This window comes from Saltatorellus ferox, assembly GCA_007751475.1.
GTDB lineage: Bacteria > Planctomycetota > UBA1135 > UBA1135.
On the sequence record CP036434.1, the window covers coordinates 5,948,524 to 5,964,696 of the forward strand.

Annotated in this window: 12 protein-coding genes; 9 read left to right on the forward strand and 3 right to left on the reverse strand. The window is 67.6% G+C overall.

The features are described from left to right. Positions 1-72: 72 nt before the first annotated feature. From Poly30_RS21460 to gpmI, 3 genes are all read right to left on the reverse strand, one after another. Positions 73-1,533 carry an alpha/beta hydrolase family protein gene (locus tag Poly30_RS21460; RefSeq protein WP_145202159.1) on the reverse strand — a complete coding sequence of 487 codons (1,461 nt, stop codon included), beginning with the start codon at positions 1,531-1,533 and terminating at the stop codon, positions 73-75. 147 nt (positions 1,534-1,680) lie between these two features. After that, positions 1,681-2,730 (reverse strand): aspartate-semialdehyde dehydrogenase, encoded by a 1,050-nt coding sequence (asd, locus tag Poly30_RS21465; RefSeq protein WP_419190465.1) that lies wholly within the window; start codon positions 2,728-2,730, stop codon positions 1,681-1,683. Then, the gene (gene gpmI / locus Poly30_RS21470; RefSeq protein WP_145202162.1) at positions 2,727-4,262 is read right to left on the reverse strand and encodes a 2,3-bisphosphoglycerate-independent phosphoglycerate mutase; all 1,536 of its coding nucleotides are present in this window, start codon (positions 4,260-4,262) and stop codon (positions 2,727-2,729) included. The genes asd and gpmI overlap by 4 nt, the downstream gene beginning before the upstream one ends. A gap of 104 nt (positions 4,263-4,366) precedes the next feature. Between gpmI and Poly30_RS21475 the strand changes: the two genes are divergently transcribed. The 9 genes from Poly30_RS21475 to Poly30_RS21515 all read left to right on the forward strand — a co-directional run bounded on the left by Poly30_RS21475 (position 4,367) and on the right by Poly30_RS21515 (position 16,166). Continuing rightward, positions 4,367-5,242 carry a M48 family metallopeptidase gene (locus tag Poly30_RS21475; RefSeq protein WP_145202164.1) on the forward strand — a complete coding sequence of 292 codons (876 nt, stop codon included), beginning with the start codon at positions 4,367-4,369 and terminating at the stop codon, positions 5,240-5,242. A gap of 168 nt (positions 5,243-5,410) precedes the next feature. Further along, entirely contained in the window at positions 5,411-6,883 is a 1,473-nt protein-coding gene (locus Poly30_RS21480; protein WP_419190466.1) for a glycogen synthase, read from the forward strand. Positions 6,884-6,888: 5 nt separating this feature from the next. Then, positions 6,889-7,851 (forward strand): ROK family protein, encoded by a 963-nt coding sequence (locus tag Poly30_RS21485; RefSeq protein WP_145202170.1) that lies wholly within the window; start codon positions 6,889-6,891, stop codon positions 7,849-7,851. A gap of 20 nt (positions 7,852-7,871) precedes the next feature. Then, positions 7,872-8,729 (forward strand): metallophosphoesterase family protein, encoded by an 858-nt coding sequence (locus Poly30_RS21490; RefSeq protein ID WP_419190467.1) that lies wholly within the window; start codon positions 7,872-7,874, stop codon positions 8,727-8,729. Positions 8,730-8,821: 92 nt separating this feature from the next. Beyond that, entirely contained in the window at positions 8,822-10,591 is a 1,770-nt protein-coding gene (locus tag Poly30_RS21495) for an RNA polymerase sigma factor (protein WP_145202176.1), read from the forward strand. A gap of 37 nt (positions 10,592-10,628) precedes the next feature. Continuing rightward, positions 10,629-11,969 carry an alpha/beta hydrolase gene (locus Poly30_RS21500; protein ID WP_145202179.1) on the forward strand — a complete coding sequence of 447 codons (1,341 nt, stop codon included), beginning with the start codon at positions 10,629-10,631 and terminating at the stop codon, positions 11,967-11,969. Positions 11,970-12,097: 128 nt separating this feature from the next. Further along, the gene (locus Poly30_RS21505; RefSeq protein WP_145202182.1) at positions 12,098-13,546 is read left to right on the forward strand and encodes an FAD-binding oxidoreductase; all 1,449 of its coding nucleotides are present in this window, start codon (positions 12,098-12,100) and stop codon (positions 13,544-13,546) included. Beyond that, positions 13,543-14,850 carry an FAD-binding oxidoreductase gene (locus tag Poly30_RS21510; protein ID WP_145202185.1) on the forward strand — a complete coding sequence of 436 codons (1,308 nt, stop codon included), beginning with the start codon at positions 13,543-13,545 and terminating at the stop codon, positions 14,848-14,850. The genes Poly30_RS21505 and Poly30_RS21510 overlap by 4 nt, the downstream gene beginning before the upstream one ends. Further along, the gene (locus Poly30_RS21515; protein ID WP_419190468.1) at positions 14,847-16,166 is read left to right on the forward strand and encodes a (Fe-S)-binding protein; all 1,320 of its coding nucleotides are present in this window, start codon (positions 14,847-14,849) and stop codon (positions 16,164-16,166) included. Before Poly30_RS21510 ends, Poly30_RS21515 begins: the two co-directional genes overlap by 4 nt. Positions 16,167-16,173 lie beyond the last annotated feature (7 nt).

A 16,173-nucleotide genomic window follows, 5' to 3' on the forward strand; every position in this document is an offset into this window, starting at 1 on the left:
ACGCAGAGCCTGGATCGGACGCCACCACGCCACAGAATGCGATCCCACGCGTACCGCCAGGATCCACGCTCGCTACGGCTCGATGAGCACCTGCAGGCCGTTCGAGAAGTTGAACGACCCCATCGGGTTGCCCACATCCCGGAACACCACCTGCATGAACGCCTTCTGCCCGGGCGCGAGGAAGTTCGCCACGTTCGGGTTCGGGTTGGCCAGATCCACGGACATCCGGAAGGTCCCGGCCGCATCGATCAGGCCCGCCCCCAGGCGCTGGGAGCCCGCACCCACGCAAAGGAAACCTGCTCCCGCCGGAACGTAGGCCGTGTTCGAACTCACGAAGACGAGGCCCACCGTGTTGGGGCGGCAGTTGTTGGCACGAAGCTCGAAGTCGTTCCGCGTGATCGAGCTGGAGCCGCGGTAGTCGGCGCCGGCGTAGAGACCCAGTGCGTGCGGCGCCATCGGCCCACAGTAGGCGCGGGGACCATCTTCCAGGGCACAGAGGTAGGGCTCCACGCGATCGCCCAGCCCAACGAGCGAGTTGATGCCGTGCGCCCCGTTCGGATAGAAGAACCCCTCCACGTCAGGCGGACCCAGGCCCAGCGACGAGAGCGCGCCGAGCAGTACCTGGGTGTGGGACGGATCGATCTGCGTGTCCTGCAGACCGTGATGCGCCTGGATCGGCGGCATCGTGTTCGCGAAATAGCAGGGCGAGCGACGAATCCACGCCTGGCGTGCTTCGTCCAGCGAAAGGACTCCGTTGAGCCAGCCGAAGACGAAAGACTCGTAGGCGACGCGCCCGATCCCTGCGGGCTGAACGCCCTGGTTGAGGATGAGGTCGAGCTGCGATTGCACGCTCGGCAGGGACAGATCCGTCCAGCCAAAGAGATCCACCACCCGGCGGATCCGATCGTCGCGCGCCGCGAGGAGCATCGCCACGGCGGCTCCCCGGCTGATGCCCCACGCTCCCACGCGCGCCTGGTCCATGTCCGGTATGTTCATCTGAACCGCCGCGAGGAGGGACGCCGTGTCGTCCACATCGCGGTCCGCCCAGCTCGGGCTACCGCCGGAAACCCACGTCCCCGCGAACTGGGTCACGAGCTGCTCGCCGCGGTAGCTCGGGATCACGAGGAAGTAGTTCTCGTCGACGCAGATCCCCGGCAACGAGAGGAGGAAGTTCGCGCTCTCCTCGGCGGCCACTCCGTTGAGCCCGCCGTGACAAACGACGAGGGTTCCATAGGGCTGCCCCGCCGCGTAGTTCCGCGGGTATCGAACGGCGCCGTAGTGCCGCTGGCCCTCCGAGATGTGACTGACCACGTCGAACCGGACGCCGCCTGCGTCCGTCCCCGAGGCCTCTACCCGATACCCGGCGACCTCGGGCTGTCGGGTGGCCCAGTCGGTCCGCACCCGAGCGATTTCCGACACGGTCGGCGCGTCGAAGAGGACGCTCAGGTCAGCCCTGGGGGAGTGGGCGGACGCACTGATCGTGCACAGGGAAGCGGCGGCCACGCAAAGGAATGAGTTCGAGAGGAGCGCCATGTACAGGGTTCACCGCAGGGAGAAAAGGGCCGGGGTCGCCGAATCTTACCACGTTGGAGGGGGCTTCCGTCGAGGGCCTCCGTTCGAGGCCGTAGCTCGCCCCGTGGTCGTTTCTCATCCTGCGTCAGGATCCAGTGAGGTCGAACGTCAGCGCCCCTCGGATCCGCCCTGGAGGAGACCCCGGGCGAGGACCGCCTCCGCCGTCGCGATGGCCCCTCCGGCGGCACCGCGCACGGTGTTGTGACTCAGCGCCACGAATCGGAACCCCAGCACAGGACACGGTCGAAGCCGTCCGATCGTGATGCCCATGCCCCCGGAAAAGTCTCGGTCCAGGCGGGGCTGGGGCCGATCCGCCGCGCTCGTGTATCGAAGCGGGACAGCTTGGGCAGCGTCCTGCCAGGCACGGAGCACCTCGTCCCGCCCCGGATCCCCCGCGAGCCTCACCGACACGGAGAGCGTATGCCCGTCGATCACCGGCACGCGAAAGCACTGCGGGCTGACGACGATCTGCGCCGCGGCAATCCCGCGGGCGTCCCCCTCGAGCGTCCCCAGAATCTTCGCTGGCTCCAGGGCGAGCTTCTCCTCTTCGCCGCTGATGAAGGGCACGACGTTGTCGATCAGATCAAGCGAAGGAACGCCAGGGTAGCCCGCTCCGGAAGCTGCCTGCAGCGTGGTCACCGCGACCTCCTCGACCCCGAACGCGCGGTGCAGCGGCGCCAGCGCGAGAACCAGCCCGATCGTCGAGCAGTTCGGATTGCAGACGATGCCGCCTTGCCCGAAACGCTGGGATCGCACGAGATCGAGGTGGTCCGCGTTGACCTCGGGAACGACGAGTGGCACCTCCGGATCCATCCGATACGCGGAAGCGTTCGACACCACGAAGATCCCCGCCTCGGCGTAGGTCGCCTCCACCTCTCGGGCCACCGACGCATCGAGCGCGGAGAACGCCAGGCGAACCCGGCCCTCGTCCGGAAGCGCGTTCGCATCCCCCACCACCAGATCCCGAGCCCACGCGGGCATCTCCGTCGGAAGTCCCCAGCGCGTCGCCTCCGCGTAGCGCATGCCTGCACTGCGCGAAGACGCGAGCACCTGCGTCACTCGAAAGCGAGGATGGTCGTCGAGCAGTGACAGGAAACGCTGCCCCACCATCCCGGTCGAACCCAGGATCGCGACCGGGATCTTCTCCGACTCGCTCACGGCAGGATCAGGGACACGCCGTCCATCGAGGGGTCCTTCTCCACGCCCATCAGCCCGAGCAGAGTGGGCGCCACATCGCAGAGCGCGCCCCGCTCCCTCATCTTCACGCCCTTCGTATCCGGACCGATCAGCACGAACGGCACGGGGTTCAGCGTGTGCGCCGTATGCGGCTGGTTCGTCTCGAAGTCCCAGAGCTGCTCGGAGTTGCCGTGGTCCGCCGTGACGGCGATCGTGCCGCCCCGCGCCTTCACGGCGGCGACGACGCGCTGGAGGCATTCGTCCACCTTCTGCACGGCCTTGAGAACGGCGTCGAATATACCGGTATGTCCGACCATATCGGCATTGGCGAAGTTCACGACATAGACCTCGGTCTCGCCCTTCTCCAGGCTCGCGAGGATCGCCTTCGTGATGCCCTCGGCGCTCATCTCCGGCGCGAGGTCATAGGTCGCCACCTTCTGGCTCGGAACGAGCGTGCGCGACTCCCCCTCGTAGGGATCCTCGCGCCCGCCGGAGAAGAAGTACGTCACGTGCGCGTATTTCTCGGTCTCGGCGATGCGTTCCTGGCGCATGCCGATCGAGCTGATCAGCTCCGGGAAGATGCCGACAAGATCCGTCGAGGGGAAGGCCACGGGAAAGCTGAAATCGTCGCGATACTGCGTCATCGACGCGATCTTGATCGAGGGCCGATCGCCGCGGTCGAAGCCGTCGAAGCCGTCCTGGACGAAAACGTCCGTCATCTGCCGCATGCGGTCCGCGCGATAGTTGAAGAGCAGCACGGCGTCGCCGTCCTCGATCCGGAGCCCTTCCTGTCCGCGGATCACGACGGGCTCCAGGAACTCATCGCCGACGCCGGATTCGTACGAGGCCTTCATCGCAGCCACGGCAGAGTCGCGGACTTCACCGGCGCCATGGACCATCACGTCCCAGGACTTCTTGACCCGCTCCCAGCGCTTGTCGCGATCCATTGCGAAGTAGCGACCGACGAGGGTGGCGATTCGACCGACACCGTGGCGCTCGCAGGCATCCTCGAGGGTCTCGAGGAAACCGGCGGCGGAGCGCGGTCCGGTATCGCGACCGTCGGTGATCGCGTGGATGGCCACGTCGTCGCCTTTCAGTCCCTTGGCCGCAGCTAGCTCCAGCAGCGTGCGGAGATGGTGGTCGCTCGCGTGCACCATGCCTGTGCTGAGCAGCCCTACGAGATGGAGCCGCTTGCCGTTCTGGCGCACATGCTGAATCAGGTCGAGGAACGCGGGGTTCTTGGCGAACTCACCGTCCTCGATGGCCTTGTCGATCCGAGTGACGTCTTGATACACGACGCGACCCGCGCCAAGGTTCGTGTGACCGACCTCACTATTGCCCATAACCCCCCTCGGCAGCCCCACTTCACGCCCGCAGGCGGTCAGGAGGGTGTGGGGATGCTCTCCCATGAGACTGGCGAAGTAGGGCGCGCCCTGGGCCACGGCGTTGGCTTCCGTTTCGGCTCGGTGGCCCCAGCCATCAAGGACGAGGAGGACGATCGGGGGTCGCTTCATGTGCATTCAAGGTCGAGAAGTTCAGTTAGAGAGAGCACACTATGCGCAGCGATGCCCCGCCGCGCACCTCTACGAACCCGTAAGGCACCAAGTACGCCCACGTCATGAAATTCATCGCCTCCAGATTCAGAGTTCCTGCCTTCCGGGCTCCCGCCTTCCCGACCCTCGCTGGCGTCGCGCTCGCCCTCGTGGGCCCCGCGGTCCTGCCGTCGTGCGGAGCGATCTCGCAGCTGAACCTGATCCCGGTCAGCCAGGATCCCGTGCTCGGTGCTGAGGCCTACCCGCAGCTCCTTGCGGAGGACCAGACGATCGGGTCCGGCGCGGAGTACGACATGGTGGTCCGAATGACGGACCGCCTGGTGCTCGCGGCCAAGGAGCTCGATCCCGAAATCGCGGATCTCTTCGAGTGGGAGGTGGTGCTCGTCAAGCGCGACGACCTCGTCAACGCCTGGTGCCTCCCAGGCGGGAAGATGGCGGTCTACACGGGGATCCTGCCCGTGGCCGACGATGGCACCGGAAACAAGGAAACGGGACTCGCGGTCGTCATGGGGCACGAGATCGCCCACGCGACCCTGCGCCATGGCACGAAGGCGATGACGCGGCAGATGGGTGCCCAGACCATCATCGCGCTCGTCGGGGCGGCCCTGGGTGGCGGCGACGGGGCGCAGCTCGCCGTGATGGCTGGAAGTCTCGCCGCCAACCTCGGCAGCCTGACGTTCGGACGCGACGCCGAACTCGAAGCCGACCGCCGCGGGCTCCTCTACATGGCCACCGCAGGCTACGACCCCAGGGCCGCCGTGGCCTTCTGGCAGCGGATGCAGGCGGCCAGCGGTGGACAGGCGCCACCGGAATGGCTCTCCACCCACCCCTCGAACGAGAACCGGATCAAGCAGATCCAGAGCCTGCTCCCCGAGGCGATTCCGGTCTACGAGCAATCTCGATCCTCTGGCGGACTTAAGTCCTTTAAACCAAAGGGCTAAGGACGGCGACGCGATCAAGCCTCTAGGGGTTGGAGTGGGAAGAAGCCTAGTGTATGGCAAGAAAGCGAGGCCTCCGGTTTCCCGGATCTCCTTTCTGCCTGTATAAGCGCCGCCGCCGCCAGCGGCAGCGCTGCTTCCCCGTCAGCCCCCCCCTGCCCCCTTTTGGACGTGAAAATCGCGTTCGCGACACCCGAGCTGAAATCGCTCGTCCGTCGCACACAGCTCGCGGAGATCGCAGAGCAACTCCCGCGCACGCTCATGGAGCTTGGCGCCGAGGTAAGGATCTTCATTCCCCACTCGAGGGACATCGATACCGCCGCGCTCGGGCCGCTGGAGGAGAGCGCCTTGCTTCGCATCAAGGACGGGAGCTCGCGCACGCCTGTCACCATCCGGACCGGCTACATCGACGGGCTCACGGTCCATCTCATCGATCACGGTCAGCTCTTTCGAACTCGTCATCCCTACGGTGACGAGAACGGGCCGTACGCGGACAACTGGCGGCGCTTCGCCATCTTCGCGCGCACCGTGCTGGAAGGCTTCGGGCCCCTGGCCTTCACGCCGGACGTGATCCACTGCCTCGACTGGACGACGGGTCTCATCCCGCTGATCCAGAAGCTGGAGTACTCCACGCGGGACCATCCCGCCTCCAAGCCGGGCACTCTCTTTGCGATCCAGAACCTCGCGATGCAGGGCTCCTTCGAGCGCGAGATCCTTCCGAAGATCGGCGTGCCCCACGAGTACTTCCGCTCGGTGTTGGGCGTCGAGCTCGGTGCGCGCGTCAACTACCTGAAGGCGGGGGCAGAGTTCGCCACGATGGTGGGCGCCAGCTCCCCCAGCAAAGCGCGCCAGTACGTGGAAGCGGAGCGCGGCGACGGACTCGAGGAAACGTTCCGCCGCCGGGAGAAGGATATCGTCGGAGTCCAGAGCGGGATCGACTACCGGACGTGGGATCCGAGTTCGGACCCTCTACTGGCGCAGAACTACGCGGCCGACGACAAGGAACTGGCCGGCAAGCGCAAGTGCAAGGCGTCACTCCAGGAAGTGATGAAGCTCGAGGTATCGCCGCGCACGCCCGTGCTCGCGATCGTTGGCCGCTTCGACGCGGACAGCGGATTCGACATTCTGGCCGAGTCGCTCACGCCGATGCTGGAGCGCAACGTCGAGATCATCCTCATGGGCCCGGGCCCGCCCGAGATCATCGAGCGACTGCATACGATCGAGCAGACGTTCGCGGGACGCTGCCGCGTCGTCGAGGGCTATGACGTCGCCACGGCCCACACGCTTCTCGCGGGTGCGGACATGCTGCTCCTCCCCGGCCACTACCACGCGACGAACGCTCTCTGCGCCATTGCCATGCGCTACGGCGTGATTCCGATCGCCTACGCCTTCAGCGGACTCGAGGACACGCTGGTGGACTTGACGGCCTCGCCGAAGAAGGGCACCGGCCTCCTGTTCGAGCGCTACGACCCCGACGCGCTCGTCGACGCGCTCGATCGCGGCCGCACGCTCTTCAAGAAGGCGACGGACTGGAAGGCGATCGCGAAGCGCTGCATGGAGGAGGACTTCTCCTGGGCCGAGAGCGGACGCGAGTACATGAAGGCGTATCGCCGCTTGACGCGGCAGGTCAAGCAGAAGAAGTGACGGCCGTGGGCGAAGGAGACCCGATGGACCAGCCGCTGATGGGTCTCGACTTCGGAGGCACCACCATCAAGGGGGGTGTGATCCGCGCCTCCGGCGGCCCTCCCGTCTGCATGGATTCAGCTCCCTTCGACGAGGCGGCGCCCGCCCATGAGATCTACCGGCGAGCCGCCGAGCTCGCGCGGCGACTCGAGGACAAGGCCGGGCTCGGTCCGATCCAGGGCCTGGGCGTCGGCTGCGCGGGACTCTTCAACCGCGCCACGGGCGAGGTGCTCGCGAGCGCCAACATGAAGAACCTCGTGGGCACGAGCCTTTCTGAAGGCGTGTCGAAGGCCCTCGGAGGGCGTCCCGTCGTCATCGAGAACGACGCCAACGTGGCCGCCTACGGAGAGCAGTGGCTGGGCGCGGGTCTCCACGAACGCGACCTCGTGCTCCTCACCCTCGGCACCGGCGTGGGCGGCGGCATCGTCCTCGATGACCACCTCTTCATCGGGCCAGGCGGCAGCGCCGGCGAGGTCGGGCACATGGTGATCGTCCAGCGCCCGGGCGGCAGCGAGTACGACGCGCCCTACTTCCCCGAACTCCAGTGCTCCTGCGGCTCCTACGGCTGCCTCGAGCGCCTCGTCTCGGCCACCGCCGCCATGCGCCGGGCGAAGGCCGCGGGCGTCACCCCGAACCTCCCGGAACTCTGCCGCCTCGGGCGCGAGCAGGACGGGAAGGAGCGCGCGCTCCTGCACCAGATCGGCCGCGACCTCGGCGCTGGCCTCGCCACCCTCGTGACCCTGTTCGACGTCAACGTCTTCGCCATCGGTGGCGGCTTCGGCGCCGCGCTGGACGTCCTGAAGCCCGGCGTGATGGAAGCGATGGCGGAGCGGCGCTACGGAACGCTGGAGCCGACGGTGGTCGAGGCCACGCTCGGCTCCGACGCGGGCTGGATCGGTGCCGCGCGTCTATCGGGCCGCCAGCCTTAGTCTCGGTTTCGCTTCCATTCGTGCGTGATCACATTCTCTTCCTGACGGACCTGCACTTCTGGACGCTCGTCCGGAATCCGCTGCAGCTCCTCAACAAGCGGTTCATCGGAAACGCGAACGTCTACTTCAAGCGGCGACACCACTTCCCTCTCGAGAACGCGCGGCCCTTCGCTCGCTTCGCGCTGGAGACAGGCGCGCGCACGGTGATCATCGGCGGCGACCTCACGTCGACCGCCAGCCGGCGAGAGTTCGAGCTGGCGGTGGAGTTCATTGAACACCTCACCGAAGACGGCGTGGACGTCCACGTGATCCCTGGCAACCACGACGTCTACACGTTCGAGTCGGTGAGGCAGCGGCGATTCGAGCAGTACTGCAGGCCGTGGATCCCGAAGGAAGGCTTCCCCGCGCGCCGCGCGCTCGCGGGAGGCACCGAGGTGGTCCTCCTTTCCACGGTCCGCGCCAACTTCGTGAGCTCGAAGGGCGAGATGAGCCTGGCCGCGATCACGAGAGCAGGTGAGCTGATTCGCGAGTGCCAGCCGGGCCCCGTGCTGGTCTTCGGCCACTATCCGCTCTTGAACGAAACGGCGGGCTACACGCTGACCAAGAACCGTCGCATGGTGGGCGCCGAGCGACTGCGCGAGACCATGGCCGCCACGGACCGCCAGGTGCTCTACGTCGCGGGTCACGTGCACCGCCACTCCTCCACCCGGGACCCCGAGTTCCCGAACCTGCATCACGTGACGAGCCCCGCGCTCTTCAATCACTGGGGCCCGGTGAAGCGCTTCGGGGGCTTCCTCGAACTGAAGGCGGCGCCCGCGGAGATCGAGGTGCGCCACCACTGGAAAGAGGGCAAATGGCTCTCGGAAGCCGTCGAGTGAGCCCGCGGCGGTCCGATCAACGGACAGCGTTAGAATTCGGGGAGCTTTCCTGTAAGCGCAGTCGCCGCCGACGGGAGACGCGGTAGCTGCCCATGACCCCCTCCGTCTTCCCCACCCGAATCGACGCCTCCTTTCGGCGCTTCCAGCGCAAGGGGGATCCCCGCGCGATCAGCCGTGTCTTCGACGAGGCCGCCCCGGAGCTGCTGCGCGTGGCCAGGGGTTTCGCCCGGGGCGATGAGGCGCTGGCGGAGGACGCTGTCCAGGCCGCCTTCCTCGCCGCGATGGAGAAGTCCGCGTCGTTCGATGGCAAGCGCCGGGTCATGCCCTGGCTCCTCGGGCTGCTCGCCGTCGAACTGCGGCGCGAACGTGCGGACAGGCAGCGGACGCCCAACCCGGTGTGGCTGCGGGAAGGCGCCGCCCTGCGTGCTCCCGCGGATCCCGAGGCGACGGCGGCCGACGCAGAGCTGAAGGAACTGATCGCACGGAGGGTAGAGCAGCTTCCCGACACCTACCGGGAAGCCGTCAAGGAGCACCTCTTCTCCGGCGCGGCCCCCGCGACGATCGCGAAGAAGCTCGGGATCACGCAGGGCGCGCTTCACGTGCGCGTACACCGGGGCCTCGGCCAGCTCCGCAGCCTGCTGCCCGCTGGAACCGCGCTCGGCGCGGGACTCATGGCGAGCGAGGCGCGCGGTCTGGCGTCGGTTCGCGGGGTGGTTCTGGGAAGCAGCGCTGCCGGTGGCGCGGCCGTGGCGAGTGCGGGCGTGAACAGTGCGGCCATGGGCGCAGCTTCCGGTGGAGCCATGGCCGGCTGGCCTCTTTCGCTTGCCGCCGCGACAACCATCGGACTCGTCGGCGGCGGTGCTGCCATGGCGATCTGGCGGCAGCCAACCGCACCCGATGCAGCGATCGCTGGCATGGCCGGTCCGGCGCCCGTCGTCGCCATGGTGCCGCCGCCCGATCCAGTGGAACTCGCTCCCCTGCCGGAACGTCGGGCAGCGTTGACGATCGACGAACCTCCGGCTCCCTCCGACCCACCGAACACGCCGATGGACGCGGCGTTGACGGCCGTGGACTGGCTCGATCTCTACCGCAACGCCAGGGGCTACACCGAGATCTACGCGCTGGGACGACAGCTGATCGCGCTCCCGGGAACGGAGGGACTGAAGATCGCGCGAGAGGTTTACCCGCTACTCGACACCGCCCAGCGCAAGCAGTTTGCCAAGCCGTTCGTTTTCCATGAGGGCGCGCCCTACGGCCTAGATGTCGTCGACGTTGTGGCCAACGATCCGGATCCGCAGGTCAGAGTCTATGGGTGGGCTTTTCTTCGGCCGTTCGCCTTCCGCGACTTCGAGCGGGACGAGCCCGCCTACGCGAACTGGCGTGCGAGCACGGCAGGCCTGGCTCGACGCGAAGTTCTCCTGGGCAGCGCGTTGGACCTGGCGCGGCGCTGCGGCGAAACGAGCGGCGCGGACGTCGTGCCGCTATTAACGGAAGCACAGCCACCGACGACCAGGGTTCTGGATGCCGTCAAGATTTTGCCGCGGGAACTCTTCGGCTCCACAGGATTCGGCGTCCAGCTCCGGCGGTGGCTCGCCAGTTCGAACGAGCCTCTTCTCCTGGCTGCACTGCGTTGGGCGCCGCTCGTCGACCTCTCGGAGTCGGACCTTCGCACGTACGTCCTCCCGCTTCTAGATCACTCGAACGCAGCCCTTTCGACAAGTGCTGCGCGCGCGCTCGCCCGGAGCGGGCACGCCTTTGTCGCAGCCGAACTCGACTTGCGTTTCGGCGACCTCGCCGGGCCGAACGAAGACGAAGCGCACTCGCTCCGCTACTGGATCGAGTGGACGGAAACGATGGACTGAACCCCTTGGCCTCCTACCCATTTCACGGATGACCCCCATGCTCTTGCTCACACTCCGGACAGCTTCCGTTCTCGCGATGACGGCGCCGCTTGCCCTTCCGGTCGTTCCCGCCCCATACGGAGCCAAGGACCTCGCGCGGGCGGCCAGGCAGCGCTGGGAGGCACTCGCGGACGTCACCCTGACGGGCGACAGCTACCGCGACGAGAAGCGGCTCTGCCTCGACCTCGAGGAATATTTCGACGGCGCATTGCCGGACGGCAGAGAGGCGCAGAAGGCGGCGAAACTCGTTTCGAAGATCGTCGAGAAGGACTCCCCCGCCGGCCTCATCTGGAGAGTCGAGGAACTTCGCGGAAGGCTCTTGAACCGCGTCGACGCGAAGAAAGCGGCAGAGGCCTTCGAGTCCGCGGTGGCCGCCTATCCGAACGAAGCCTACACGGCACCGGCGAAACAGAGCTACTTTCATCACCTGGTGGTCGACGCCGTCCTCGCCCGCTGGAGCGCGACGGGCGTCGACGACGCAGAAGCGATGCTGGAGTCGATCGCGAACTTCGACCCGCGATTCGCCGCGTTCTTGCCCGATCGACTGGAGGAGCGCTATCTCACGAGCGGATTGGCCGATCGGCTACTAGCTCTCTACCAGCGCCTCGGCGCATCGCTCGCACCGAGGCTCCCTGACGTCGCAGCCCAGCTGAGCAAAAAAGAGATCCCCGACTTTCGGTCGGTCGGCGGCGACCCCAGGAAACTGTACATCGTCCTCGGCGCTGACCGCCAAGTAGTCGATGCTCCGAGGGATCTGGTGGTCGTCATGCCGGGAGGGAACGGCCAGGCCACCGAGTTCCGTTACTGGGTCGAGAAGATCGCCACGCCGCTCCTCGACCGCTACGTCTTCGCGATTCTCTCCGCTCCGACGTGGAGCGAGGAACAGGCACAGAACTTCGTCTGGGTGACGTCCCGCTTCCAGAAAGAGTACGACGCGGAATTCCCCGTGGAGGAGTTCGCCCGCGAAGTGGCAGCCGACCTCCGAGGGACACTCGCCCTGAAGATCGACGACGCCTTTCTCTTCGCCTGGTCCTCGGGAGGACCTGCCGCGTACGCCACCTTGCTGTCGAACGACGACACGTTCCGCGGAGCCTACGTCCTGGCCTCGGTCTTCAAGGCGAACCAGCTGGATCTGAAGCACGCGAATGGCCGACGATTCTGGCTGGAGCAGGGCACGTCGGACGCGGTGACCGCCATCCGGTATGCCAGGGAGGCAAGGGAAACGCTGGAGAAGAAAGGCGCCGAGGTCCAGCTCGTCGAATTCGACGGCGGACACGGATTCGCCATGCCGGATGCCCAGGACAGCCTCGAGACGGCCTTGAACTGGCTGAGTCGGTAGCGACGTGACAAGGACGCGGGGAGTGGTCTTCGTGGCCGGCTCCCCTGGCCAGCGGCGCCAGGACTCTGGCGCGGCAGTGGGAGCGGATCGGGAGACCCTTGACGAGCGGGCCGCTCTATCATGTCGGCATGCCTTCCTTGAATCGTGCGCAACTGCGCGAACTGACCCGCATCGTCGGCGACCGAGGCGTTCGAAGCGACGCGGGCGCGAGGTCCGCCTACGAGTCCGATGGGTTCATGCTGGAAAGGGCGACGCCCGAGGTGGTCGTCCTGCCGCGAACGACCGAGGAAGCCGCCGCCGCCGTCCGGATCCTGCGCGACGCCGGGCTCGTCATCGTTCCGAGGGGCGCCGGGACCGGTCTGTCCGGCGGCGCCCGCCCGATCGCCGGTGGCGCCATCCTGGGCACCGCCCGGATGCGCGACGTTCTGGAGGTCAACGAGACCGACCGGTACGCCCGCGTCCAGGCCGGTGTCGTCAACGTCCACCTCACGAGCGCCTGCGCCTCTGCTGGGCTCTTCTACGCGCCCGACCCTTCCAGCCAGACCGCCTGCACCATCGGCGGCAACGTCGGGAACAACTCCGGCGGCCCCCACGGGTTCCGCTACGGATCGACGACGCGCCACGTTCTCGGGTTGACCCTCGTCGACTCCGAGGGAGAGATCACGCGCATCGGCGGCCCCTTCCCTGACCCGCGCTTCGGCTACGACCTGCTCGGGCCGCTCGTCGGCAGCGAGGGGATGCTGGGGCTCGTCACGGAGGTCACGGTCAGGCTCCTTCCACAGCCTCGGTGCGTCGAGACCTTGTTGTGCCTCTTCGAGGACCTCGACGCTTGCTGCGACGCCGTCTCCGAGATGATCGCGCGCCGTCTGGAACCGTCTGCCATCGAGATCCTCGATCGGCTCACGATCGAGGCCGTGGAAGCCAGCGTCCTGCGCGCAGGGTACCCCTCGAACGCCGAGGCCGTCCTCCTGATCGAGGTCGACGGCGGCGCCGACGAGGTCGCGTCGACGAGCGAGGATCTGATCGCGGTCGCCACCGAGTTCGGCGCGTTCGATTCACGCCGCACCACGGATCCGGTCGAGCGCAAGAAGCTCTGGACGGGTCGCAAGGGAGCCTTCGGTGCCATGGGCCGGATCGCGCCGGATCTCTACGTGGCGGACGTGGTCGCCCCGCGGACGCGCCTGCGCGAGATCGTTCGCGTGGCGGCGGCTGCCTGCGAGGAGCGCGGCCTGCGGCTCGCCAACGTCTTTCACGCGGGCGACGGGAATCTACATCCGAACATCTCCTACGACCGCCGCAACGCAGACGAGGTGCGGCGCGTCCTCGAGGCGGGCGAGATCATCATGCAGGCGTGCGTCGACGCGGGCGGTTCGCTCACGGGCGAACACGGCGTCGGCGTCGAGAAGCAGAAGGAGATGTGCATGTTCTTCAACGACGAGGATCTCGACGCGATGAAGGCGCTGAAGTCCGCGTTCGATCCGGTCGGCTTCTGGAACCCCGGGAAGATGATCCCTGTCCGCGGCTGCCGCGAGATTCACACGAAGCCCCTCGGTGACTCCGTCGGGGTGACGCCATGACCACGAGCTCCTTCCTGGACACCGCGGTGGAAGTCGCGGAAATCGAGATCCATGGCACTTCATCCCCGGTGGCCCTGCCGCGGACGGAGGCTGAGCTCATGGCGTTGCTCGCCGACCTGCGCCGAGCGCGTGAGGCAGGCTCCGATTTCCGCGCCGCGTTTCTGGGCAGGGGTTCGGCGATCGGCTGGTGTGCTCCCAGCCTCGCCGGCTCCTTCTCCGGGGGCTCATCCTCAGGGGAGGCCGCCAACAACGGCCGCGCGACGGTCTGGATCTCCACCCGCTCGCTCGTGCCAGACGGCGCCACCGGCATCGTCGAATACGTCCCCGGCGACGGCACACTCACGGCGCAGGCAGGCGCGTCCATCGAAACGCTGCGCGCGGCGGTCCGTGAAGGCGGCCACCGCATCACGCCGGCCGGACCACGCTCGGGCTCGACGCTGGGCGGCATTCTCGCATCAGGTATCTCCAGCGTGGACCGCTACGCGTTCGGCCCGGCTCGGCACCACGTGCTCGGCATGCGCATCCAGGACGCGTCCGGACGCGGCCCCACGCGCACCGGCGGCCGGCTCGTGAAGAACGTCACCGGCTTCGATCTGCACCGACTGCACGCAGGCGCCCGGGGTACGCTAGGCGCGATCCTGGAGGCCTCGCTGCGCCTCGCGCCGGTCCCCGAAGCCGAAGTCCATGTGACTTCGACGCCGTTCTCCAGCGCGGCCGAGGCCACGGCCGCCGGCCTGGAGCTGCGGGCCAGCCGAATGCTCCAGCCACGCGCCCTCTTCGTGCGCGATCGCATTCTCCACCTGGTCCTCGGCGGGCGCGCGCGCCAGGTTCACGTCGAGCTGACCGCCGCCCTCGAGCACCTCGATGCGGCGGCCCCCCACCACGGCGAAGACGCGCTGGACCGGGCGGTGGACGCCGCACGGCGGAAGTCCGCGCTCATCATCGCCACCGCACCTTCCGAGGTGATGACCGTGGTCGAGCACATCGAGCGAGCGCTTCCCGGAAGCGCTGCCGGACTCCACATCGAGCCCGATGCTGCGCTGGTCGAGATGGATTCCGAAGGCCTCCGCGCATCCCTCCATGGCCTCTTCGAGTCGGTGCTGCCCGCCCTCGATCCATCCGCCGTTCACGTGAGCCTTCGTGACCCCTCCGCGGACTTCGCCCAGCTCAGGGACGTCCTGCGCGATCGCCACGTCGCTCCACGCGCGGCCTCTGAATGGATGCGGCGCCTTCAGTCCAGCTTCGATCCCGCGGGCGTGCTGAGATCCCCCGACTTTCCGCCGCAAGAGGTCCCCGCGTCATGAGCACCGAAGGCCACCGCCCCCATCCTTCCACGAAGACGAGCCTGATCGATCACGCGCGCAGCCTCGACTGCATCCACTGCGGCCTGTGCCTGACGACCTGTCCGACCTACCAGCTCACAGGCTCCGAGACGTCGAGTCCGCGGGGCCGCATCCATCTGATGCGCGCCGTCGCCGAAGATCGCCTGGAGCCGGACGCGGGCTTTGCTGAGGAGATGGACTTCTGCCTCGTCTGCCGCCACTGCGAGAGCGTGTGCCCCGCGGGCGTCGAGTTCGGCGCGATGATGGAGTTCACGCGGTCGAGCCTGCGTGAGCAGCAGCCTCCCGGCCCCCTCGCGCGGTTCGCCCGATGGGTCGGGTTCCGCCGGATCCTGCCGAGCCGCTTCGGGCTGAAGGCCGCGGTGCTCGGACTCCAGCTCGGGCAGACGCTTGGACTCATACGACTGGCGGCGCCGCTCCTCGGACTGCGCGGGTCGGTCATGCGCCACCTTCCGAAGGTCCCACCACGCAGCGAGCGAAGGCCCCTCCCCGCGGTGACGCCGGCGCAGGGCGAGAAGCGCGATCGGGTGCTCGTGCTCGAAGGCTGCGTCATGCCAGAGCTCTTCGGACGCGTGAATCACGCGGTCGCGCGCACGCTGTCGGCGACGGGCCTCGACGTGCTGAGCGTTCCGAAGCACGTCTGCTGCGGCGCGCTGCACGCCCACAACGGAGAGATGAAGGACGCGGAAGAACTCGCGAGAGAAACGATTCGTCGCTTCGATGCAGTCGATCCCAGCGCGCGCATCGTCGTCGACAGCGCGGGCTGCGGAGCCCACATGCGCGAGTACGGCAGGCTGCTCGCGAACGATCCCGAGTACGCGGCGCGCGCCGCCGCTTTCGGCGCGCGCGTCGTCGACTACTCCGAGGAGCTGAGCCTTCCGGCAGCGCGGGCCCGTCTCCGGCCGCTTCTCCGTGCGGGCCATGGCATCGAAGGGCCGATCACGTGGGACGACCCGTGTCACCTCTGCCACGGCCAGGGAGTCGTCGATCAGCCGCGCCAGCTCCTCGACCTCGTCCCCGGCCTGGAGCGTCGCGAGATGACCGCCGCCAACTCGTGCTGCGGCTCGGCCGGCATCTACTCCGTGCTCCGGCCAAAGGACTCGCTGGACGTTCTCGCGCCCAAGCTGGAGCACCTGGCGAAGTCCGGCGCGAAGACGCTGGTCACCGCGAACCCTGGCTGTCACCAGCAATGGCTCGTGGGCATCGGCCGTGAGGGCATGGACGTTCCGGTTCTCCATCTGGCCGAAGTCCTCGACCGCGCGATCAGCGCCGGAGAATGAGAGCCGG

Bases quoted from the DNA above. Each gene is read 5' to 3' on its own strand.
- Poly30_RS21460 (WP_145202159.1), bottom strand. From the start codon at position 1,533: ATGGCGCTCCTCTCGAACTCATTCCTTTGCGTGGCCGCCGCTTCCCTG.
- gpmI (WP_145202162.1), bottom strand. From the start codon at position 4,262: ATGAAGCGACCCCCGATCGTCCTCCTCGTCCTTGATGGCTGGGGCCAC.
- Poly30_RS21475 (WP_145202164.1), top strand. From the start codon at position 4,367: ATGAAATTCATCGCCTCCAGATTCAGAGTTCCTGCCTTCCGGGCTCCC.
- Poly30_RS21495 (WP_145202176.1), top strand. From the start codon at position 8,822: ATGACCCCCTCCGTCTTCCCCACCCGAATCGACGCCTCCTTTCGGCGC.
- Poly30_RS21500 (WP_145202179.1), top strand. From the start codon at position 10,629: ATGCTCTTGCTCACACTCCGGACAGCTTCCGTTCTCGCGATGACGGCG.
- Poly30_RS21505 (WP_145202182.1), top strand. From the start codon at position 12,098: ATGCCTTCCTTGAATCGTGCGCAACTGCGCGAACTGACCCGCATCGTC.
- Poly30_RS21510 (WP_145202185.1), top strand. From the start codon at position 13,543: ATGACCACGAGCTCCTTCCTGGACACCGCGGTGGAAGTCGCGGAAATC.
- Poly30_RS21515 (WP_419190468.1), top strand. From the start codon at position 14,847: ATGAGCACCGAAGGCCACCGCCCCCATCCTTCCACGAAGACGAGCCTG.